Origin of the sequence: Blautia difficilis (genome assembly GCF_014297245.1) — a bacterium.
In the GTDB taxonomy this organism is placed as follows: Bacteria; Bacillota; Clostridia; order Lachnospirales; family Lachnospiraceae; genus Blautia_A; species Blautia_A difficilis.
In genome coordinates, this window is sequence record NZ_JACOQG010000013.1 from 1 (window position 1) to 22,585 (window position 22,585).

A 22,585-nucleotide genomic window follows, 5' to 3' on the forward strand; every position below is an offset into this window, starting at 1 on the left:
ATTAATACTAATTTCTCCCATCTGAAATACGATGTATTCAGATGGCTTATTAAAGTTACCCATTTTTACAATTCAAAAAAATTTCAAAATTCTCTTGACTGTTTATAGTTTGTCACCTCTTAAATAAATAAGTAAATCAGACAGAACAGAGAAGGGAGACGGTCTCCATACAGGAAACCGTCCCCCCGACCCCCAATGTCTTCTGATATTAATGTTACAGATTCACTGTCTGAATTATTTCATTTCAACATACTCACCGTTTTTGATCTCGAATGCTTTTGGTTCTTTATCACATTCTCCATCTTCGGTCCATTTTGCCTTACCTGTGATACCATCCAGTTCAATGTTCAGCATAGATGCTGCCATTGCTGCACTGATATCCTCGTTACTCATATCCGGTGTAATTCCTGCATCTGCTGCTGCAAGCTGCATTGCATAAACAACGTCATATGCATCTGCTGCGAACTGGTTCGGCACCTCACCGTTATGGGCATCACCGTAAGCTTTTACGAAATTCTGGCTCTTTTCATCTGTAGCTGTAGCAGAGAATGGTGTCAGAAGCATAACGCCTTCTGCAAGAGAAGTATCAAAGTTCTCTACATTCAGAATACCATCCATACCATCTACACCAAAGAATTTAATATCTGTCATACCAGCTTCGGATGCCTGCTGAAGAATCAGAGCATTGTCTGAATAGTAGTTCGGAAGGAACAGAAGCTCTGCGCCGCTGTCTTTGATCTTGGAAAGCTGTACAGAATAATCTGTATTGCTGTCTGTTGTATAGGCTTCATCTGCAACAACCTCAAGTCCGTCCTCACCAGCTGCTTCTACAAAAGCATCATGAACACCGGAATTATAATCTGCTGCTGAATCATAAAGAACAGCTACCTTTGTAGCAAGCTTATGTTCGGAAATAAACTGTGCAGATTTGGTTCCCTGAGCCGGGTCAGTAAAGCACATACGGAATTCATTGCTTCCGGATGTGATGCTGTCCAGTGCAGTTGCGGATGGTGTGAAAAGGAAAGTACTCTCAGCAGCTTCTGCACCTACAGCAATACAGGAACCGGAAGTTACGGTTCCGCAAAGCATCTGCATTCCCTTGTCAAGAAGGTCATTATATGCATTAACTGCTTTCTCCGGATCTCCCTGGTCATCGCCTGCATCCAGAACCTCTACCTGATAACCGTTGAATCCACCGTTTGCATTGATCTCATCTACTGCAATCTTGGTAGCATTATATACGTTTGTGCCATACTGTGCATAATCACCTGTCATAGGTCCGATTACACCGATTTTGAATGTCTCGTCCTCTGCAAATACAGATACCGGAGCCATTGTTGCCATGACCATTGCTGCAGCTGCAGTAAGGCTTACTGCTTTTTTCCAGTTTTTCATAATAATTCCTCCTTGATCATCTCTGTCAGGGGTCTGCCGGACATCTTTACCCTCTTTACTAATGGCATATAAGCAAAAAGCCAGCCGGTGTGCTCCAGCCGGCTTTGGCTTCCCTGACATCCTTATTTATAATGTATGAATTATAACATCTTCTCTTTCCCTGCGCAAGAGTAAATTGTTAAATTCCAATATTTTTTCCGTCATATAGGGACATTTGACCGCCCGGGGCAATATTTCAGCACCTGTTTTTGTTGCATTTTTACCATTTTTTATATCCTATCACATAAAAAAAGATATATGGAAAGACACATCCTGTGTTTCTCCATATATCTTTAATTACTACATAATTTTATTGTAAACTGAAAATTAAGCGATTGCTTTCTTAGCGATCTCAGCAAGTGCTGCAAATCCCTCTGCATCATTTACTGCAAGCTCTGCAAGCATCTTTCTGTTGATATCTACATTAGCAACTTTCAGACCATGCATCATTTTGCTGTAGGATAAACCGTTCATTCTTGCAGCTGCATTGATACGAGCGATCCAGAGCTGTCTGAACTGACGTTTTTTCTGCTTTCTTCCTGCATAAGAGCTTGTAAGGGCTCTCATTACAGACTGTTTTGCTACTCTATACTGTTTGGAGCGGGCTCCTCTGTAACCTTTAGCCAGCTTTAATGTACGATTATGTCTTTTCTTTGCGTTTAATCCGCCTTTAATTCTTGCCATTTCTCAAATTTCCTCCTGTTCGTCTTCTTCTATTAGATCTTATAAATATGGTAATGCTTTCTTCATGCTCTTAACATTAGTAGAATCAACAACAGTAGATTTTCTTAAATTTCTCTTTCTCTTCTGAGATTTCTTTGTTAAGATATGGCTCTTATAAGCTTTATTTCTTACTAACTTTCCTGTACCTGTTTTTTTGAAACGCTTTGCTGCTGCTCTACAAGTTTTAATTTTTGGCATTGTAATTTCCTCCTTAATCTGTATCTCTATTATATTTAACGCTTTTCCGTTAAAAACATAGTCATGCTTCTGCCTTCAACCTTAGGTGCCTTTTCCACTGTTGCCACGTCAGCAAGAAGTTCAGCAAAATCATCCAGCACATGTCTGCTGTTTGCCATATGTGCCATCTCTCTTCCGCGGAAACGTAAGGTTACTTTTACTCTGTCACCCTTGGAAAGAAACTTTCTGGCGGCGTTGACTTTCGTATTAAGGTCATTGGTATCAATGTTCGGTGAAAGTCGCACTTCTTTGACATCGATGGTCTTCTGCTTTTTCTTTGCTTCCTTCTCTTTTCTCGCAAGCTCATAACGGTATTTACCATAATCAATGATCTTGCATACCGGTGGTTTTGCCTGAGGGGCAATTTTTACCAGGTCAAGTCCTGCTGCCTGGGCTTTAAACATCGCTTCCTTAGCGGACATGATGCCAAGCTGTTCTCCGTCCGATCCGATCAAGCGTACCTCTTTGTCTCTGATCTGTTCATTAATCATTAAATTGCTAATTGTAGTGCACCTCCATACCTTAGATAGACTTTCATAACTTCTCGTCGCCCTCATTGTCATCTACGCAGAAAAAAAGCGTGGACAAAATCCACACTCTGTTATCACACCCACTGACAGAATCTGCCCCTGGTCACTGTGTAATATAAACCCAAGCCGCAGCCATAATGCGCTAAGGTGAGAGTGGAACTCTGCTTTGTTTTCTTACGTACTCATATAAATTATCACGTTTCACCCCGTAAGTCAAGTACTTTTTTGTTTTTCCGAATATTTTTCTGTATACATATTTTTATTTTTTCCGGGCATCCTTATTCTGTAGAAGGTCAAGAGCAGAAATCTGTTCTGGCCCAATAATAATACCAACCAAAGGAGGATATCAAAATTATGACTATTCTGAAATGTTCAGCAGCAAACTGTATTTACAACAAGGACCAGCTCTGTTCCAGAGGTAATATTGACATCAATGGTAAAAATGCAGCTTCCCCCAATGAAACCAACTGCGACAGTTTCCAGGAACGTTCCGGCAGTTCTGTGACTGACCGCTACAGCTGCGGCTGTGGCTGTGAGAAAATTCAGATTGACTGTCAGGCCCACAATTGCACCTATAACAGTGACTGTAAATGTACAGCCTCTTCTATTCAGGTAGAGGGTTCCGGTGCCCACAGCTCTGCTGATACAAAATGCAGCACTTTCCAGTACCTCTGATTTTTTCCGAAAAAATACAAAAAGGCATGTCCCATCAGACATGCCTTTGCATTTCTCATATGATTATCTGTTTTTCAGGAAATCCGGAATCTGAATATCCTTTTTCTGAACTGTGCTGGAAGGTGTCTTCGTTGTTCCGAATGGTGTTGCATTCATAGTCGGAAGACTGAAGCTCGGCATATTCAGAGTAGGTGCAGCAGTTGTTGAAGCAGCTGTACTACTAGCTCCTAATGGCTGGGAAGAAGGTCTTCTTGCACCAAAGGAAGAAGCTGTGTTTCTTTTTCCGAAAGGGGCTGCCTGAAGATTCTCATCATTCAGACCTGTGGCAATTACTGTAATTCTGCAGTAATCAGCAACAGTATCATCATACATAGCACCAAAGATAATATTTGCGTCCTCTCCGGTAAGCTCCTGTACATAGCTTGCTGCATCATTTGCATCCATAAGAGAGATGTCTCCGGAGATATTAATGATTACATGAGTAGCACCCTTGATGGTAGTTTCCAGAAGAGGTGAGGATACAGCCTGCTGAACAGCCTCCATAGCCTTGTCATCTCCTCTTGACTCACCGATACCGATGTGGGCAATTCCCTTATCTGTCATAACTGTCTGAACATCAGCAAAGTCAAGGTTGATCAGTGCCGGCAGGTTGATCAGGTCTGTAATACCCTGTACTGCCTGCTGAAGAACCTCATCAGCTTTCTTCAGAGCCTCCGGCATGGTTGTCCGGCGGTCTACAACTTCCAGTAATTTATCGTTTGGAATAACGATCAGTGTGTCAACTGCTTTCTTCAGATTCTCAATACCTGCAAGGGCATTGTTCATACGTGTTCTTGCCTCAAAACGGAAAGGCTTGGTAACTACGCCGACTGTCAGGATACCCATTTCCTTCGCTGCAGCAGCGATTACAGGTGCAGCACCTGTTCCGGTTCCGCCACCCATACCACAGGTAACGAACACCATGTCTGCGCCCTCCATTAACTGTTTCACTTCTTCAATGCTCTCTTCTGCAGCTTTCTGCCCAACCTCAGGCTGTGCTCCTGCACCAAGTCCCTTAGTTATCTTTTCGCCAATCTGAAGTACAGTCGGAGCTTTGCAGAGAGTTAAAGCCTGTTTATCAGTATTTACACCTACAAACTCTACTCCCCCGATGGATTCCTCCACCATTCTGTTTACTGCATTATTTCCGGCTCCACCTACGCCAATTACAATAATCTTTGCAGATGATTCAGCCTCATTTGACATAATCTCTAACAATGTACTTCCTCCTTTATTTCTATCTGATATCCTTCTCAGTAATTTATGTCATAGCTACATATAGATATATCATATATTTTTTTCGGAAATTAATCAACCATTAATTTCGTTTTTTTCTACTTTTTTTCGGGAAACTTCTCTCTTTTATACTGCAGATGCCTGTTTTTCCGGGTTTACAAGAGACTCTCAATACTCACTGTCATAGCTGTCATTGTACCCGCTGTCATAATCACTGCTGTAATCTTCATTATCTTCATAATAATCCTCGCCATAATCGCTTTCATTTTCACTCTGGTTTTCTTCCCCTGAACTTCCTTCATCTGCGGAAGTGCCATCAGATCCATTTTCCTGAGCATCCAGCGACTCCTGGGTTGGCTTTGGTCCTACATAATTGCCATCGGCATCATATTCGCCTTCTCCTGTATAATCTCCCTCTCCATCATATCCGCCGTTCCAGTTCTCTATGGCTTCATCCAGGGCAGTCCGGGGTCTGGCACCTACATAATTACCATTTTCATCATATTCACCGTCCCCGGTATAATTTCCCTGCTCATCATATCCGCCATTCCAGTTTTCTGCTGTCACAGGCTCCTTCTCTTCCTCAAAGGTATTGGTATCTGTAGAAACACTTTCCATATGAAGGATTCCTTTCTTACCCGTGAGCTTAGGCAGAATCGCGATCACCCGGTTCATCTTTTCCTCCAAATCTTCATCCTTGCCCAGCTGTACCGTAATGTCACCGTAAATCAGACTGATGGAATAACTGCTGTCAAACTGGATGTGATCCGGTATCATTTCATTTTTCTGGAAAATAGTGGACAGCGCAACTGCTGTATTCAGTACAGAGTCTCCTTTGATATCCAGCTTCTCATCCATAACAACACTGTTTACCTGAATCCCGTCAAAATAAGGTACAGACTCATCCCTGGTTTTGGAGCCCTCCACAAAAATACCATTTCTGTCAAAAAAAACATAACTGTCCAGATAATGAATACACCCCACAGGCTTTTTCTCTTTTACACTGATACAGATTGTATTCCGGTTGATCTGGGTCACCTTGAATGCATCTACAAAAGCAACATCATCTGTATCTGTTGTGCTGTATATCATCGGTGCAAGCACAGAGTTAGAGGCCAGCGGTCCCCGCAGCACCATCTTTTTTACTTCTTCATCTGAATAATGAGTGGTTCCTCTGACCTGCACAGAATCTACTTTATAATAAGTAAAGAAAACAACTGCTGCTGCCAGGAGGCCCAGGCCAACAATATATGCTGTTATTTTTTTTGTTTTTTTATTCATATTCCTTCTTTCTGGTACCGGACTGCCATATCCTGCAGCCCAAAGCTTTCAGATCTTCACAGATATGTTCATATCCCCGTCCGATCAGCTCAGCACCACGGATACAGGTCTCTCCTTCTGCCATCAGTGCGGCCAGTACAAGTGCTGCCCCGCCTCTCAGATCTCCTGCTTCCACTTCTGTTCCTCTTAGCGGAAATCCTCCGGTGATCCTGGCCCGGTTTCCTGTGATCTCAATATGTGCACCCATTTTTCTCATCTGACAGGCGCTACCGAATCTGTCCTCAAAAATCTGCTCCTGTATGACACTCTCCCCAGGATTTCCTGTGAGAACAGCCATAAGCGGTGCCTGCAGATCTGTGGGAAATCCGGGATAGATTTCTGTCTGCACAAGTGGCACAGGACGACACGCCTCTCTTCCATTGATTTTTAGTGTACCACTTTTCCCGTAATATTGTCCACCTATTTTCTGATATACTTCCAGGAAAGCCTTCATTTCCTCCACTGGTACACGCGAAAGAGTGATCTCACTTCTTGCTGCCGCTGCCGCACAGATATAGGTTCCCGCTACGATTCTGTCCGGCGGTATCACAAAATTCCCGGATTCCAGCCTGCTTACCCCACATATTCGAATCTGTTTTGTTCCCTCTCCCTTTATATTTGCACCCATGGATTTCAGGAAACGACAAAGCCAGACTACCTCCGGTTCTCTGGCACAATTTTCCAGAACAGTTTCTCCCTCAGCCAGAACAGAAGCCATCACCGCCTGTTGTGTAGCCCCTACACTTACTCTGGGAAAGCAGATGTACTCACCTGTGAATCCGGTACATTTCCCCTTTAGGCCGGATTTTTCTTCCCGGATGACAGCTCCCAGCTTCTTTAATACCATCAGATGAATATCTATAGGTCTTTTTCCGATGACGCAGCCTCCCGGGTATCCCATTCTGCAGCTGTGGTTTCGTGCCAGTATTGCTGACAGGAGAATAACGGAAGAACGCATTCTTCTGGTAAATTCCCCTGGTATCTCTGTTTTGTCCGCATTGGTACAATCCAGATACAAGTCATGATCCTCCCACCAGGTAACAGCACCCAGATTTTTCAGTATCTCTTCCATGCAGAATACATCCGAAATCTTTGGACATTTTTTCAGTATACTGAGTCCCCTGTGCATCAGTGCTGCAGCCATCATAGGCAGTGCTGCATTTTTGGATCCCTGTATGGAAATATTTCCTGCCAGTGACTTTCCACCTACCACATGTATTTCCGTCAAATTTTTCACCCCTAAAGGGCCTCTTACTTCCTATTATATGTATAAACTCCTTTTCTGTGACTGCTCACTCCCAGTGCCAGCCCCATCTCACCCAGGAGAAAAACCACAGAGGTACCTCCATAACTGACAAAGGGCAACGTTATTCCTGTGTTTGGTATGGTATTAGTGACTACCGCTATATTCAAAATCACCTGCATAGCCAGATGCCCCATAATCCCTCCGCAGAGCAAGGCACCCTGAAGATCCGGGGCATGCATAATACTCACACAAAGTCTCCACAAGAGCAATACAAACAAGAGAATCAGTACTACGCCTCCCACAAGCCCCAGTTCCTCACAGATCACAGAAAATATCATATCGTTTTGGGCTTCCGGAACAAATCCCAGCTTTTGCAGACTGTTTCCCAGCCCTCTTCCAAAGATTCCCCCACTGCCAATAGCATATAAACCCTGGATTGTCTGAAATCCCTTTTCATACTTTTCCGGATTTTGCCAGATTGCCAGACGTTCCAGACGATAGCTCTCTGCAGCCAGAAAGATAATTGCAAAGCCGATTCCCAGTACTCCCACTCCTATAAAAGGCAGATATCTGGAATTTGAAACAAAAATCAGTGCCACACCAATTCCCAGAATAATAAGTGCAGTACTCAGATTGTTGGATCCCACAATCCCTACAATAGGGAGCAGTGTAAGCATGGTTCTGAACATAAACCACAGACTGTCTGTTTTCTTTTTCCATCTGTCTATCTGCCAGGTCAGAAAAAGAATAACTGCTACCTTTGCAAACTCTGAAGGCTGAAAGGATAAGGGGCCCAGATTCAGCCATCTTCTGGAACCGTTGATCTCCTGTCCCACAAAAAGAACCGCAATGGACAACACGACAGAAACCAGATATGCCACCGGAGCCAGCTTTACAAAAAAATGATAGTCCAGGTTCATGATCAGATACATGATCCCCAGTCCCAGAGCTGCTGCAAACAACTGTTTTTTAAAATAATAGGCAGAGTCGCCGAAGCGCACTCTGCCGTTATATTCACTGGCAGAAAGCAGCATTGCAAGACCAAACACAGTCAGCACTACCACCAGCACCAGCATTACAATATCTGTTTTTTCAAAATCTGTCCGTCTCTCTGACACCATCACAGTCTCCTCAAGAGGGCCTTATCTAATCATATTCTACAGATTTCTCACATATTCCTTAAACATATCTCCACGCTGCTCATAATTATCAAACTGTCCCCAGCTTGCACAGGCAGGAGAAAGAAGTACCGCGTCTCCGGGATTTGCTTTCCGGGCACATACATTGACAGCCTCTTTCAGATCTTCGCAAAGGATAATATGATGGAAACCATGTTTCTCTGCTGCTTCTTTGATCTTCTCCTTTGTCTGCCCGATCAGTACCAGATATCGCACTTTTCCATCAAAAGCTTCTATCCATTCATCATATCCGGATTCTTTGTCATAACCTCCGCCAATAAGCAGTGTGGGACGATTCATAGCCTGGATTCCCTTAATCGCAGCATCCGGATTGGTTCCCTTGGAGTCATTGTAATAAACTACCCCGTTCTTCTCTGTCACATACTCAATTCTGTGAGCCACTGCAGTAAATTCACAGATACTCTTACGGATGCTCTCCATACTGACCCCATCATAATAAGCCATAGCTACTGCAGCCATTACATTTTCAAAATTATGCTTGCCAAGAAGCTTCAGTTCTTCTGTTCTCACCACTTCTATGGTTTCTTTTCCATCTTTCAGAATAATCTTATCACCATCCAGATAGATACCCTGTTCCAGTTCTCTCTCACTGGAGAAATATACCACTCTCGGCACCAGATTTTTCCCGAATTCACGCAGAACCTCATCCTCATAGTTCAGGACACAGACATCCTCAGTTCCCTGATTTTTGGTGATCAGTTCTTTTACCCGGATGTATTCCTCCATAGTATGATGACGATTCAGATGATCCTCTGTAATATTCAAAATCGCAGAAACCTTCGGTGCAAACAGATCAATGGTCTCTAACTGAAAACTGCTGATCTCTGCCACTGTTACAGAATAAGGTTTCATCTCCAGAGCTTTGGAGGTATAAGGTGTTCCGATATTTCCTACCACAAATACAGATTCCCTTGCATCCTGCATGATCTTTCCAAGAAGCGCGGTGGTAGTTGTCTTACCGTTTGTACCGGTGATGGCCAGTACTTCGCCTGCCCCTACGCGGAAAGCAAGTTCTACCTCTCCCCAGACCGGAATCCCCTTTGAATAGAAGTTCTTTACAACCGGAATATCTGTAGGTACACCAGGGCTTAAAACCACCAGGTCCAGACTGTCAATTACTTCTTCCGGAAGATTTCCTGCATAAATCTCTAATGGATAGGTTCCGTTGGTTTTATGTACTACTGCCTCTTTATCAATATCTGCATTTCCGTCATAAATAACAGGAACAGCACCTACCTTTGCCAGAAGATCAGATGCTCCGATCCCGCTTTTACCGGATCCAAACACCAGAACCTTTTTCCCCTGTAATTCCATAATAATTTCCTCCTTATAAAGCCAGCAGAGCGATCATACACATCACAGCCGTCACCACTGAAAAAACAGCAACTACTCTGGTCTCAGACCATCCGCACAATTCAAAATGATGATGGATCGGTGCCATCTTAAAAATACGTTTTCCATGAGTTGCCTTGAAATATGTTACCTGGATCATAACAGAAAGCACCTCGATCAGATAAATCAGGCCTACCAGCAGGATAAATAAAGGCATCTGCATCACATATGCCGTACCAGCCACAAAACCTCCCAGAGCAAGGGAACCGGTATCACCCATGAACACCTTCGCCGGATAAACATTAAATAAAAGGAATCCCATAAGACTGCCTACTACTGCGCAAGTGATCGGCTCAATGCCTGATTTCAGTCCAATGGATACCACAGAAAAGAACACTGCTACAATGAGAGTCACACTGGAAGCAAGACCATCCAGTCCATCTGTAAAGTTCACTCCGTTTACAGTACCGATCACTGCAAAAAACAGAATCGGATAGGCAAGCCATCCCAGATTCAGAAAATGTCCGCTCCAGAACGGAATCCGCATGGTCAGAGAAATATCTGTATATCTGACAATGTAAAATACAAAAATTGCAGTCAGCACAACCTGTAGTGAAAACTTCTGTGCAGGCATCAGACCATCCGAACGTTTCAGAACAACCTTCAGATAATCATCAAGAAATCCGATGATTCCAAATCCAAGAGTCAGAAACAATACAGGAATGATCTTTGGATAATCCTTTACATAAAACAGGGCAGTCACAGCTGTGGCAATCAGAAAAATCACACCGCCCATAGTAGGAGTTCCCGCTTTTTTCAGATGAGACTGTACACCTTCTGTTCTCTCCGTCTGTCCCATCTTCAGTTTCCTGAGAAAAGGAATGATGACCGGTCCTAATATAACGCTGATAGCAAATGCGATCAGTACAGGGATTACAACTTGAAATTCCATCTCACACCTCATTCATTCTTTCGTTTTTTTGATTTTAAAGCAATTCTTAGTATAAGTCTTTTCTCTGTATTTATCAACCCTCTGAGCTGTTTTCCCCCGTTTTTTCAATTCCTAGATAAGGAAGTATATTTTCAAAAATACTGCGGATCACCGGTGCTGCAACAGTTCCTCCGTAATAAACGCCTTTTGGATCATGAATAATGCACAGCCCCAGCACCTGAGGATTTTCTGCAGGCGCAAATCCCAGAAAAGAGGAAATATATCGGCAGGAACTTCTGGGCAGTGTCTGGGAGGTTGCTGTTTTTCCGCCAATATGATATCCCTGGATCCCGGCATTTTTTCCTGATCCCAGAGAAACAACTTTTTCAAGAATTTCTCTTATTTGTCCGGAGGTTTCGGAAGAAACAATTCCTTCCTTCACAGGATAAACCAGTTCTTCTGCTTTTGTCTGTTCTCTGTCAGATACTGCAGTTCCAAAGTGTGGTGTCACACGCCGTCCTCCATTGATCAGAGAACTGACAGTAACCGCCAGCTGAATGGGCGTGATCTGAAAGGACTGTCCAAAGGAAACCGTAGCCAGCTCTACCTCTCCCATATTTTTTTCCTGGTGCATGATCGTCCCGGCTTCTCCCGGCAGATCTACACCAGTTTTGGTAAGCAGCCCGAATTTTCGGAAGTATCTGTAATATCTGTCCACTCCCAGCCGAAGACCTACCTGGATAAACACCGGATTACAGGAATTCTGGGCTCCCTCTACAAAATTCTGGGAACCATGACCTGTTCTTTTGGCACAGTGGATCCGGCGATCCTTTACCAGAATATATCCCGGGCAGTAAAACCTGTCATCCACAGACACTACCCCTTCTTCCAGCCCTGCAGCCATTGTTATGATCTTGAAGGTAGATCCCGGTTCATAGGTATCATTCAGGCAGGGATTTCTCCACATCTGATTCAGACGTTCCTGCTTTTGCTCCTCTGTCATTTCGGCTGTATCCCTTGGGGTATTCAGAGTAAAAGGATCATTCAGATCAAATTCAGGTACATTAACACAGGCATAAATTTCTCCATTCTGAGGATTCATGATCAGAATAGAAACTCTTTCTGCCTGTTTTTCCTCCATTACCTTCAACGCCTCCTGCTGAGCATATTTCTGAATATTAATATCCAGACTTAACCACAGGCTTTTCCCTTCCTCCGGCTCCCTTCTCCGCTCACCCAGGCTGTCCAGTTCTATGCCTCTGGCATCTGTGGTAGTAAGGATCTTTCCCGGCTTTCCTTTTAATATTTCATCATATTTTACTTCCAGCCCGATAATTCCCTGATTATCACCTCCTGTAAATCCCAGAACCCTGGAAGCCAGGCTTCCATATGGGTAGTATCGTTTATAATCTTCATCCACCTTTACCCCGTCCAGCCTGCATTCCCGGATAGCATCTCCTGTACTTTTATCTACATTGGTCTTTATCCTCTCTATGGAAGAAATCTTTTCTACTCTTTTCCTTACATCCTCTTCTTTCATTCCCAGCTTTTCTGTCAAAATCCGGATAATCTTCTCCGGATCCCTGATCTGGCTGTGAATAACAGAAACTGTACAGACTGTCCGGTTAGAAGCCAATACTTTCCCCCTGGCATCCAGGATAAGACCCCTGGCTGCCTTAATGTCCCGTTCTCTTTCATGAAGCTCTTCTGCCCTGCCATAATAGCGTTCAGAACAAAAACACATAAGATAAGCCAGCCTTCCTATAAGTCCTGCCATGATCAGAACACAGCAGAGAAAAACCGTCCAGCTTTTTTTCTTATGAAATGTCATCAGTTTTTTCATCAAAAATCCCCTGAAGAGAAAAGTCATAGTAATATATGATTTTTCTCCCCAGGGGTATCACTTTACTTGTTATTTACAGAATATTTATTTAAAAAATATTTTATTCCAGTCCTGCTTCCTCATTGGTAATTCCTTCAGATTCTGCATTGTTATCCTCAGTGGTATCTGATTCATCCCCCTCAGGGGGTGCAGGTGCATCCAGGTTGGAAACACCGTCCTCTGCTGATTCCGTGGCTGTTCCATTCTGAGAAGAAACTTCCGGCAGATTTTCAGACAATTTGTAATTGCCCTGTTCGTCCAGCAGATGTTCACCATTGCTGTCCAGAAGATATCCATTTTCATCTATACGATTACCATCCCAGTCGATCAGATTTCCCTGGGCATCTACCAATCTGCCATTCTCATCCAGGTTGCTGCCCGTAGTACTCTTCAGATGTCCGGAAAATCCTTCCCACAGTTCTGTCTCAGGAATGGTTCCGTCCTCGGATTCATCCGGCTTTACATTCAGATAAGGAAGAAGCTCTGAGAGGATACCCTGGGCAATATACTGCGGATAAGTACTGTTTGCCTGTTCTTCTGTATTTGGCTCATCCACAACCACATAAATTACCACTGCCGGATCATCTACCGGCGCAAATCCGATAAAGGATACCAGATATTTATTATTTCCACGGGGATATTTCTCTGCAGTACCTGTTTTACCGCCTGAGCTGTAACCCTGTACCTTGGAATGACGGCTGGTACCCTGCTGTACACTCAGAGCCATATAGCTTCTGATGTCGCTGGAAATCCCTGAGGAGATTGTCTGCTTCAAAAGAGTCGGTGTCATGGTTTTGACTGTACTTCCCGCACTGTCAAGAATCTTTGTCACCAGATGAGGCTGATAGTAATAGCCCCCATTGATAACAGAACACATGGCATTGATCTCCTGGATCATAGTACAGGTAAATCCCTGTCCAAAAGCTGAGCATGCCAGCTCTGTCTCACCCATGGACTCCTCTGTATGGATAATGCCGGCACCTTCATTAGGAAGATCAATGCCGGTTCTTGTTCCAAAATTAAACAGGCTCTGGGCTTTTACAAACTGCTTGGCTCCCATTTTTGCACCGATCTGCATCATGGCATCATTACAGGAATTGGCGATTACCTCTCCCAGGGTCTCTGTCCCATGGGCACTTGGCCATACCGCACATTTGATCAGAGTATCTCCAAAGGTCTGGGATCCGTCACACACAAAAGTGTCAGACTCCTGAATGGCGCCCTTTTCCAATGCGGAAGCCATAACAATCGGTTTTACAACAGAGCCGGGTTCATAGGCATCTGTGACACAGAAATTACTCCACATGCCATTTAGTGCTTTTACTGTCTCCTCATCATTCATTGCTTTGATCTGGTCTTCTGAATATATGCCGGAAAGATCTCTGGGATTATTCAGATCATAGCGGTCTCCTCCATCCATGGCAATGATCTCACCTGTAGATGGATCTTCCACGATCACGCCAATATTCTTGGCTCCCATTGCTTCCTTGAAACCATTTACATATTTCTCTACAATCTGCTGCGCCCCAATGTCAATACTGGTCTGGATACTCTTTCCATTGGTGGCTGGAATGATGGTCTGTTCCACATCCGAATCATTATTGATATATCCATATTGTCTTCCATCCACGCCTGTGAGAGTACTGTTATAATATCCCTCAAGACCGCTGTCTGCCACATCACGGTCCAGAGTAAAGCCAATCGTATCACAGGCTGCTTCATTAAACGGATAGGTTCTCAGATAATCCTCTTCAAACCAGACGCCCTTGATATTGGCTCTTTCCTTTGCCTGGGACGCACTCAGACCGGAATCCTCGTCTGCTTCCTCATAAGCCTCAAATTCCTTCTTCTTGTCCATGGAAAGCTGCTTGGTCACAATCTGATACTGGCTCTGACTGGTATCGGAATCAGACAGCAATGAGCGGATTTTCTCCTCCTCCAGTCCAAGTACCTCCGTAAGAGCCTTGATGGTAGGCTCCACATAATCTTCATCGGAATTCACCGTCTTACAATCCAGGATTACATTGTAAACCTTATTACTGGTTGCGAGAATATTTCCGTTCTTATCATAAATATCTCCCCGCTTGGCAGGCAGAGTCTGGCTTTCATATTTCTGCTGGGCCTGGCTGAGAACCTGCTTTTTATACTTGCTTCCACTGGTAGCATTAATATAGGTAATTCTTAGTGTTAATGCTACTAAAGCCAGCAATACTAAAGAAAATAGTATCACCAGCTTCTTTTTCATGTTATAGTTTATTTTCTTTACGGGCTTTCCCCGCTGTTTTTTCCCTGTATTACTCAATCACTCACCTACTTTATATCCGGTATATCCTGATACTGTCTGACATAGCTGTTTCCAGAAGATGAATAAGTTACAGTCTGATCTTCAGAAGGATACTTCATTCCCAGACTTCCCATTGCTTTTTTTTTGATCAGATTCAGGTCCACATTAGAAGTTACCTGACTGTAATACGCATCATTGTCCTCCCTAAGCTGCGAAAGCTCCTCCTCCAGTGCAGCAACCGTACTCATCTTCGCTGTGATCTCTGATTTATATCTGAGATAATTGACCGAGCAGAAAAGTATGGCTACACATACAACAGCCAGAAATGCTACAAAAGCCCAGTTCATACCCAGAGCCCTCTGTCTGTTCTGCTGTGCCTGTTTACTCAGCTGATGCTGTGTTTGAGGAACAGGCTGAGGCTGTACGCTGCGGTTTCTGCCTGCCTCCTGTCTGCCCTGCTGCCTTCTCTCCGGGATTTCATTGAGCCGTCTGACTGTATTTCCATCCACATATACTCCCCTGTTTACCGGGGTCTGATATCTATTTCTTCTTGCCGTTTCAGCCCTAGTCGTTCTCCCCATTTTATGCCTCTTTCCAATTAATATACCCTTTCAAAAATCCTGAGCTTCGCGCTTTTGGAACGCGGATTTTCTTCCATTTCCTGCTCCCCCGGAAGAATTGGTTTTCTGGTGATCACCCGGCCCTTTGATTTTTTCCCACATACACAAACAGGAAAATCAGAAGGACAGGTACATGGATTTTCATTCTTACGGAAAATGGTTTTAACAATCCGATCCTCCAGAGAATGAAAAGTAATAATACAAAGCCGGCCTCCGTCATCTAAAAGATCGATCATTCCATCCAAAGAATCTCTCAGTACATCCAGTTCCCTGTTCAATTCAATACGAATTGCCTGGAAGGTTCTCTTGGCCGGATGTCCTGATTTGACCTGCATCTTCATCGGGATAGACTGTCTGATGATCTCAGTCAGCTCTCCGGTTGTAGTGATCGGCTTTGTCTGCCTTGCTGCAACAATATGTCTGGCAATATTTTTTGCAAATTTATCTTCACCGTAATCACGGATGATACGGTACAGTTCTCTTTCTTCATAGCCATTGACAATGTCACTGGCTGTCAGCGTCTGGCGCTGATCCATTCTCATATCAAGAGGCGCATCCACACGATAGGTGAAGCCACGCTCCTCATTATCTAACTGGTAGGAAGATACTCCCAAGTCCAGAAGAATCCCATTGACCTTATGAATCCCCCTTGCTGCCAGTTCCGGTACCATGTAACAATAATTGCTGCGAATGATCGTCGCCTGTTTATAGGCGGCTAACCTCTCACTCGCAGCAATTATCGCATCCTGGTCCTGATCTATACCAATAAATCTCCCCTTGGCAGAAAGCTTCTTACATACCTCCATGGCATGCCCGGCACCACCCAAGGTGCCATCCACGTAGATTCCGTCGGCCTTTACGTCCAAGCCGTCAATGGTTTCCTCCAGCAATACAGATTTGTGTTTAAATTCCATCTCCGTCTCCTGTCTGGATTTCCCCGCGGGATATCACTTGTGAACAATAACATCTCAAACACCTTTATATGACAATTCCCATTTCCTGCATGCTCTCGGCAATACTGTCCATGTCGTCATAATTACAGTTCTCACTCCACTTCTCTTTGCTCCAGATCTCAATCCTGTTCAGATTTCCGGTCAGGACTACATCCTTATCCAGGCCTGCAAATTCACGTAATGTCTGAGGCACAAGGATTCGTCCCTGCTTGTCCAGTTCACACATGGCTGCACCGGCAACAAAGAATCGTGAGAAAGTTCTGGCGTTCTTATTTGTAAGTGGTAAAGCTCTGAGTTTCATTTCAAAGGCCTCCCATTCGTCCATCGGATAAATGGAAAGACAACCATCAAGTCCCTTGGTCAGGACAAACTCTTCCCCTAAGAGCTCCCTGAATCTGGAAGGGATGATCAGACGCCCCTTAGCATCTATTGTATGATTGTACTCGCCCATGAACATATTACTCACCTACTCTCGTGAAGTCTGAATCTCCCCTTCAGGCTTCCGGATGGTAATGGTTTCATCTGCCACTGTTCCCCCATTTGCCACCACTAATCACCACTTTCTACCACTTATGTAACAATAATAAACTATTTATGTGGAAAAAACAAGAGCTAAACAAATATTTTTTATTCTGTTTCTATCCACAAAAAAAAGCTCTTTTCAGAGCTTTTTCCACATATATATTGATCTGTATTCTATTCTTCCTGCTTTTCAGATGCCTCATCAGAAGACTTTCTCCACTGACTGGGAATATGGGCGTATTCCAGGTTCTCCCAATTGTCTGTTTCTCCCTGGATTTTATCCTCCTGAATAGTTTCTTCCTCCTGGACAGGTGGTTTTTCTGATTGTTTTTCTGCTGGCTCTTCCGGTTTCTTATCCACTGGCTTATGTTCCCTTCTGGATTCCTCTTCTTCCCGGAAGACCCTTTCTCTGCGGATCTTACGGATATCTGCACGTTTCTTGACCATAACACGCCGTACTGTCACAATCGGAACAAAAACAACTACCAGTACTCCGGAAATCAACAGTGAAATATCCACTGATGTTCCGGGAATATACAGTTTATCTGTTCTCAGCCACTCACAGACAAAACGCCCCAGCCCATATCCTGCAAGATACCACATAAACAGCTCTCCCTGATATCTCTTCTTTCTCCGAAGTGCCAGAAGTACCAAGAGCAAAAACAGGCACCAAAGACTTTCGTAGAGAAATACCGGCTGAACCTGGATAAAGGACACTCCATCGATCGTCAGAAGGTTATCACGCATAGCCCCGGACACTTCTCCGGAACGAACTGCAGATATAGGAAGCTGCATGGCCAGAACTCCATCTGTATATTCCCCAAAGGATTCCCTGTTAAAAAAGTTCCCCCAGCGCCCTACAACCTGTCCCAGAAGTACCCCCAGACTGACTGTATCTGCCATCTGCCAGAAAGACAGCTTTGCCAATCTGCAGAATAATGCCGCAGCAAGGACACCTCCAAGCAAGCCACCATAAAAAGCATATCCGCCATTTCTTACATCAAAAATTGTCCGGAGATTTCCCTGATACAGCTCCCAGGAAAAAATAACATAAAACAGTCTTGAGCCCACCACGGAAGCAGCCAGGGAAAGTATCATCATATCCAGATATTTATTCTGGTCTTCATGATTTCTTCCGGCCTCCAGCACCACAAGTCCCATTCCCAAAAGGGCACCTACAGCAATAAGCATCCCATAAATTGTAAATTCCATTCCGAAAATCTGAAATGCCCTGGGCACATAATCCAATACCAGATTTATTCCCGGAAAACGGATTGACATATCCATATATCACCTTTTTATTATACGTTAAAACGGAATAAGATTACATCTCCATCCTGCACAACGTATTCCTTACCTTCCATGCGCACAAGCCCTTTTTCTCTGGCACCGGCATAAGAGCCACAATCCAGCAGATCCTGATAGTTCACAACCTCTGCCTTAATAAATCCACGTTCAAAATCTGTATGAATCTTACCTGCTGCCTGAGGGGCTTTGGTACCGATCTTAATCGTCCATGCTCTGGTCTCATCTTCCCCTGATGTAAGGAAGCTCATCAGTCCCAGAAGATGGTAGCTTGCTTTTACCAGTTTCTCAAGTCCTGATTCTGTCAGTCCCAGATCCTCCAGGAACATTTTCTTCTCATCATCATCCAGTTCTGAAATCTCTTCTTCAATTTCTGCACAAATAACGAAAATCTCACTGTTCTGCTCTGCCGCATATTTGCGTACTGCCTGCACATGGATGTTATTTTCACCATCATCAGCCAGATCTCCTTCTGCTACATTTGCAGCATAGATCACCGGTTTCCAGGTAAGCAGATTATAAGTTGCCATCCATGCTTCCTCGTCCTCATTTTCCAGTTCCATCGTAATGGCCATCTTGCCGTCTTCCAGATGTGTTTTTACCTTCTGAAGAAAATCCAGTTCTTTGGCAGCTTCCTTATCCATACGTGCAGTCTTTGTCACTTTTGCAATTCTTCTCTCAAGGATTTCAAGGTCTGAGAAGATCAATTCCAGGTTGATGGTCTCAATGTCACGAAGAGGATCGATGCTTCCATCTACATGGATCACATTGGAATCTTCAAAGCAGCGGACTACATGAACGATTGCATCTACCTCACGGATATTTGCAAGGAACTGGTTTCCAAGACCTTCGCCTTTGGATGCTCCCTTTACAAGGCCTGCAATATCTACGAATTCAATTACAGCAGGTGTCACTTTTTTAGAATGATAAAAATCTCCAAGAAGTTTCAGTCTCTCATCCGGCACTGTAACAACACCTACATTAGGGTCGATCGTACAGAATGGATAGTTTGCTGATTCTGCTCCTGCCTTTGTCAATGAATTAAATAATGTACTTTTTCCAACATTGGGTAATCCGACGATTCCTAATTTCATTTTTCTCTATATCTCCTTTAAATGTATTGATTATACGGTCTTTTTCAGCATGAATTATATCATATCAAAACTCTTTTGTACACCTCTTGTATACTTATCCCAAGAACACCCGGAGTTACCGTCTCCTCCGTTCTCTGTAATACGCTCTGCAACGCACAGGAAAAGTCTGAAAACTATAATCCGAATTTCTCCCTGACAGCAGCAAAATCACGGACTGGGACCATATTTTCCTGTGTAACACCAATCTGCTTATCCATATATACAAGCGTATACCATCTGTGAAATTTATATCCACAATCTTTCAGTTCTCCCGCATATCTATATCCCATTTTTTCATGGAACTGAATACTGTTATAATCAGAATACTCATCTTCCGGTTTCACGATCAGTGAAATTGCCTGTACGATTCCCTGCTCTCTCAGAACTTCTTCCATCTGAGCATACAGCTGTCGTCCCACGCCCGCTCTTCGTGCCTCCTGCTTAAGATAAACTGTCATCTCTACATCCCATCCAAAAGCAGATCTGGGATGAAATCTTCCTGCATAGGAATACCCGATGATCTCACCCTTATCTTCCGCAACAAGGTAGGGATAATGTTCCAGGATATGGCTGATCCGCTCACGGAATTCTTCCACAGATGGAACCTCATATTCAAAAGTTACTGCTGTGTTTTTTATATAATATGCATAAATTTCCAACAATTGTTCTGCATCTTCAACTGTGGCTGTCCGAATTTTGATGTCCATGATATTTTTCCTTCTTCCGTTTCTTCATCTTTTGCCTGCTACCTGTCTCTGGACTGGATCATCAACAGGGTTCCTGACTCATATGTAACCCTGGCCTGCTCTTCCTGTATTTCATTACTTACAGTCAGTCCACAATCCAACAGACTCAGATCATAACCATCTAATAAGTATTTAAAACCTTCCAGGCAAAGTCCTTTCACAGCTCCTCCTATGGCAAAAAAAGATACATATTTGCCGAACTGACCGGATTTCTCCAACACCTTTCCATTCTCTGCCAGTGTCATATAATTGTATTGATCCACCAATGCCAGAGAAACCCCATTCTGGCTGGCAAGAATAAGAAGCCCCAGATTTGCAATCAGGTGATCCACCCTCCGACCTGTTGCTCCCAGGATTTCTATTCTCTTTGTTCCCTGCCGGATAGCCAGATTCACAGCACACTGGGTATCCGAATCATCCTTTTCAGGCTTGAGGCGTATCACTTCCACCGTACTTAAGCCTTTCAGAAACTCCTCACCTTGAGGAGACAGACTGTCAAAATCGCCTACAGTCACATCCGGCAAAAGATGATTTTCCATAAAAAATTCCAGTCCTCTGTCCGCAGCAATCAGGCAAAGCTTTTCCCGCCCTGTTCTTTCTATTCTGTTTCTTAAAAAATCGAGGGCAAAATCTCTCTGGATATCGCCCCCGCTTACAATAATCGTATCTTTCATACTGTTCCTCAGTCAATCTCTCTGATTACTTCATTCATTCGCTTCTTTGCATGGCGTACTCCGGAAACCAAATCATCTTTAAAAACATAGGAACCTGCCACCACAAGGTTTGCCCCTGCCTTTAATACAGTTTCCATTGTTTCATCATTGATCCCGCCATCCACCTGAATGTCTACGTTCAGATCTTCATCCTGGATCAGGTCACGAAGCTCCTGAATCTTCTCTGTACACTCCTCCATATATTTCTGACCTCCGAATCCCGGCTGTACAGTCATAACCAGAACCATATCCACATCCTCAAGCATATGGCTGATATCATTTACCGGAGTAGCAGGCTTAATGGATACGCCCACCTTTACTCCTGCTTCACGGATCTGTTCTATGGTACGTTCCAGATCTTCACAGGCTTCCGCATGTACAGTGATAGAATCCGCACCGCAATCAACGAAATCTCTGATATACCGTTCCGGTTCTGTCACCATCAGATGCACATCAAAAAATAATTTTGATTCTTTTCGGATTGATTTGATCACCGGCATTCCAAATGAGATGCTGGGTACAAAATCACCATCCATCACATCAATATGAAGCCATTCAATCCCTTCTTCTTCCAAAATTTTAATCTGTTCGCCTAAGCGGTTAAAATCCGCTGATAAAATAGACGGACATAACTGATACATAATCAGAATCTCCTTTTCTCTTTTAATTCTTCATAAAGTCCCAGATAATCTTCATATCTGAGACTGCTGATTTTATGGTTATCCAGTGCTTCCTTTACTGCGCAGCCCGGCTCATGGATATGTCTGCATCCCTGAAACCTGCACTGCCCTTCATATTTCCGGAATTCCGGAAAATAATCCTTAAGTTCCTGCTCCTCCATATCCGAAAGATACAGACAGGAAAAACCAGGAGTATCCACCAGATAAGTATCCTTTCCTGCCGGAATAACCTGTGAATGACGGGTAGTATGTTTTCCCCGTTTCAGCTTTTTGCTGATCTCACCGGTCTCCATCTGCACATTTCCCTGAAGGGCATTGGTAATTGAAGATTTCCCCACACCGGAAGGACCGGCAACCACCGTAGTCTTTCCCTGGAGTATTTTTTTTATCTCCTCCATACCATCTCCCTGATAGGTACTGGACAGGATTACCTGATATCCGCAGTTCTGATAGGTCTCATATAAAAAGTCCAGTTCTTCCCTAGTTCCCAGGTCTTTTTTGTTAAAGCAGATGGTAACAGGAATATCTGCCTGCTCCATCATGATCAGAAAACGATCCAGCAGCATGAAATTAGGTTTTGGATTTTCCATTGCGAAAATCACAAAAGCCTGATCCACATTAGCAACTGCCGGTCGGATCAGGGAATTTTTCCGGGGAAGGATAGCAGTAACACTGCCCTCCTTCTCCTTCTCATCCAGCACCTCTATTTCCACATTGTCACCTACCAGAGGTTTCCGGTTATCTTTTCTGAAAATTCCTTTGGCCTTGCATTCATATACTTCATTATCCTCAGCATGAATGTAATAAAATCCTGCAATTCCCTTAATAATTTTTCCCTGCATGTA

22 protein-coding genes are annotated in these 22,585 nt (G+C 43.8%); 1 reads left to right on the top strand and 21 read right to left on the bottom strand.

Going from position 1 to position 22,585, the window contains the following annotated elements; all coding sequences use genetic code 11:
• Window positions 1–234: 234 nt before the first annotated feature.
• The 4 genes from H8Z82_RS09400 to infC form a co-directional block, all read right to left on the bottom strand.
• Window positions 235–1,395, bottom strand: a complete 1,161-nt coding sequence (locus H8Z82_RS09400; protein WP_026077061.1) for an ABC transporter substrate-binding protein — start codon at window positions 1,393–1,395, stop codon at window positions 235–237.
• 366 nt (window positions 1,396–1,761) lie between these two features.
• Window positions 1,762–2,118 carry a 50S ribosomal protein L20 gene (gene rplT, locus H8Z82_RS09405; protein WP_019162769.1) on the bottom strand — a complete coding sequence of 119 codons (357 nt, stop codon included), beginning with the start codon at window positions 2,116–2,118 and terminating at the stop codon, window positions 1,762–1,764.
• 39 nt (window positions 2,119–2,157) lie between these two features.
• A complete protein-coding gene (rpmI, locus tag H8Z82_RS09410; RefSeq protein ID WP_019162770.1) occupies window positions 2,158–2,355 on the bottom strand; it encodes a 50S ribosomal protein L35 in 198 nt (65 codons plus the stop codon).
• Between the two features lie 35 nt (window positions 2,356–2,390).
• Entirely contained in the window at window positions 2,391–2,885 is a 495-nt protein-coding gene (gene infC / locus H8Z82_RS09415; RefSeq protein WP_019162771.1) for a translation initiation factor IF-3, read from the bottom strand.
• 393 nt (window positions 2,886–3,278) lie between these two features.
• Between infC and H8Z82_RS09420 the strand changes: the two genes are divergently transcribed.
• Window positions 3,279–3,599, top strand: a complete 321-nt coding sequence (locus H8Z82_RS09420; protein ID WP_019162772.1) for a DUF1540 domain-containing protein — start codon at window positions 3,279–3,281, stop codon at window positions 3,597–3,599.
• 63 nt (window positions 3,600–3,662) lie between these two features.
• Here H8Z82_RS09420 and ftsZ read toward each other — a convergent pair whose 3' ends face one another.
• The 17 genes from ftsZ to rsgA all read right to left on the bottom strand — a co-directional run bounded on the left by ftsZ (window position 3,663) and on the right by rsgA (window position 22,582).
• Window positions 3,663–4,844, bottom strand: coding sequence for a cell division protein FtsZ (gene ftsZ / locus H8Z82_RS09425; protein ID WP_026077062.1), 1,182 nt, complete (start codon window positions 4,842–4,844; stop codon window positions 3,663–3,665).
• A gap of 198 nt (window positions 4,845–5,042) precedes the next feature.
• Window positions 5,043–6,155, bottom strand: coding sequence for a cell division protein FtsQ/DivIB (locus H8Z82_RS09430; protein WP_186994969.1), 1,113 nt, complete (start codon window positions 6,153–6,155; stop codon window positions 5,043–5,045).
• On the bottom strand, window positions 6,148–7,431 hold the full coding sequence (gene murA, locus H8Z82_RS09435; RefSeq protein WP_186994970.1) for a UDP-N-acetylglucosamine 1-carboxyvinyltransferase: 1,284 nt from the start codon (window positions 7,429–7,431) through the stop codon (window positions 6,148–6,150). The genes H8Z82_RS09430 and murA overlap by 8 nt, the downstream gene beginning before the upstream one ends.
• 14 nt (window positions 7,432–7,445) lie before the next feature.
• Window positions 7,446–8,561: an FtsW/RodA/SpoVE family cell cycle protein gene (locus tag H8Z82_RS09440; RefSeq protein WP_186994971.1), complete on the bottom strand. Its 1,116-nt coding sequence runs from the start codon at window positions 8,559–8,561 to the stop codon at window positions 7,446–7,448.
• Between the two features lie 36 nt (window positions 8,562–8,597).
• Window positions 8,598–9,953, bottom strand: a complete 1,356-nt coding sequence (murD, locus tag H8Z82_RS09445; RefSeq protein WP_186994972.1) for a UDP-N-acetylmuramoyl-L-alanine--D-glutamate ligase — start codon at window positions 9,951–9,953, stop codon at window positions 8,598–8,600.
• Between the two features lie 13 nt (window positions 9,954–9,966).
• Window positions 9,967–10,923 (bottom strand): phospho-N-acetylmuramoyl-pentapeptide-transferase, encoded by a 957-nt coding sequence (gene mraY / locus H8Z82_RS09450; RefSeq protein WP_019162778.1) that lies wholly within the window; start codon window positions 10,921–10,923, stop codon window positions 9,967–9,969.
• A gap of 73 nt (window positions 10,924–10,996) precedes the next feature.
• Window positions 10,997–12,745, bottom strand: coding sequence for a peptidoglycan D,D-transpeptidase FtsI family protein (locus tag H8Z82_RS09455; protein WP_019162779.1), 1,749 nt, complete (start codon window positions 12,743–12,745; stop codon window positions 10,997–10,999).
• A gap of 100 nt (window positions 12,746–12,845) precedes the next feature.
• The gene (locus tag H8Z82_RS09460) at window positions 12,846–15,029 is read right to left on the bottom strand and encodes a peptidoglycan D,D-transpeptidase FtsI family protein (RefSeq protein ID WP_044997317.1); all 2,184 of its coding nucleotides are present in this window, start codon (window positions 15,027–15,029) and stop codon (window positions 12,846–12,848) included.
• A 65-nt stretch (window positions 15,030–15,094) separates the two neighbouring features.
• A complete protein-coding gene (locus tag H8Z82_RS09465; protein WP_186994973.1) occupies window positions 15,095–15,649 on the bottom strand; it encodes an FtsB/FtsL family cell division protein in 555 nt (184 codons plus the stop codon).
• A gap of 17 nt (window positions 15,650–15,666) precedes the next feature.
• Window positions 15,667–16,602, bottom strand: a complete 936-nt coding sequence (rsmH, locus tag H8Z82_RS09470; protein ID WP_019162782.1) for a 16S rRNA (cytosine(1402)-N(4))-methyltransferase RsmH — start codon at window positions 16,600–16,602, stop codon at window positions 15,667–15,669.
• A 64-nt stretch (window positions 16,603–16,666) separates the two neighbouring features.
• Entirely contained in the window at window positions 16,667–17,098 is a 432-nt protein-coding gene (gene mraZ / locus H8Z82_RS09475; protein ID WP_019162783.1) for a division/cell wall cluster transcriptional repressor MraZ, read from the bottom strand.
• A gap of 239 nt (window positions 17,099–17,337) precedes the next feature.
• Window positions 17,338–18,450: a prolipoprotein diacylglyceryl transferase gene (lgt, locus tag H8Z82_RS09480; RefSeq protein WP_147641631.1), complete on the bottom strand. Its 1,113-nt coding sequence runs from the start codon at window positions 18,448–18,450 to the stop codon at window positions 17,338–17,340.
• A gap of 14 nt (window positions 18,451–18,464) precedes the next feature.
• Entirely contained in the window at window positions 18,465–19,562 is a 1,098-nt protein-coding gene (gene ychF / locus H8Z82_RS09485) for a redox-regulated ATPase YchF (protein WP_019162785.1), read from the bottom strand.
• A gap of 173 nt (window positions 19,563–19,735) precedes the next feature.
• Window positions 19,736–20,308: a GNAT family N-acetyltransferase gene (locus H8Z82_RS09490; RefSeq protein ID WP_186994974.1), complete on the bottom strand. Its 573-nt coding sequence runs from the start codon at window positions 20,306–20,308 to the stop codon at window positions 19,736–19,738.
• A gap of 38 nt (window positions 20,309–20,346) precedes the next feature.
• Window positions 20,347–21,021, bottom strand: a complete 675-nt coding sequence (locus tag H8Z82_RS09495) for a thiamine diphosphokinase (RefSeq protein WP_186994975.1) — start codon at window positions 21,019–21,021, stop codon at window positions 20,347–20,349.
• Window positions 21,022–21,029: 8 nt separating this feature from the next.
• Entirely contained in the window at window positions 21,030–21,704 is a 675-nt protein-coding gene (gene rpe, locus H8Z82_RS09500; RefSeq protein WP_456298241.1) for a ribulose-phosphate 3-epimerase, read from the bottom strand.
• Window positions 21,704–22,582 (bottom strand): ribosome small subunit-dependent GTPase A, encoded by an 879-nt coding sequence (gene rsgA, locus H8Z82_RS09505; RefSeq protein WP_186994977.1) that lies wholly within the window; start codon window positions 22,580–22,582, stop codon window positions 21,704–21,706. Before rsgA ends, rpe begins: the two co-directional genes overlap by 1 nt.
• Between the last annotated feature and the right edge of the window lie 3 nt (window positions 22,583–22,585).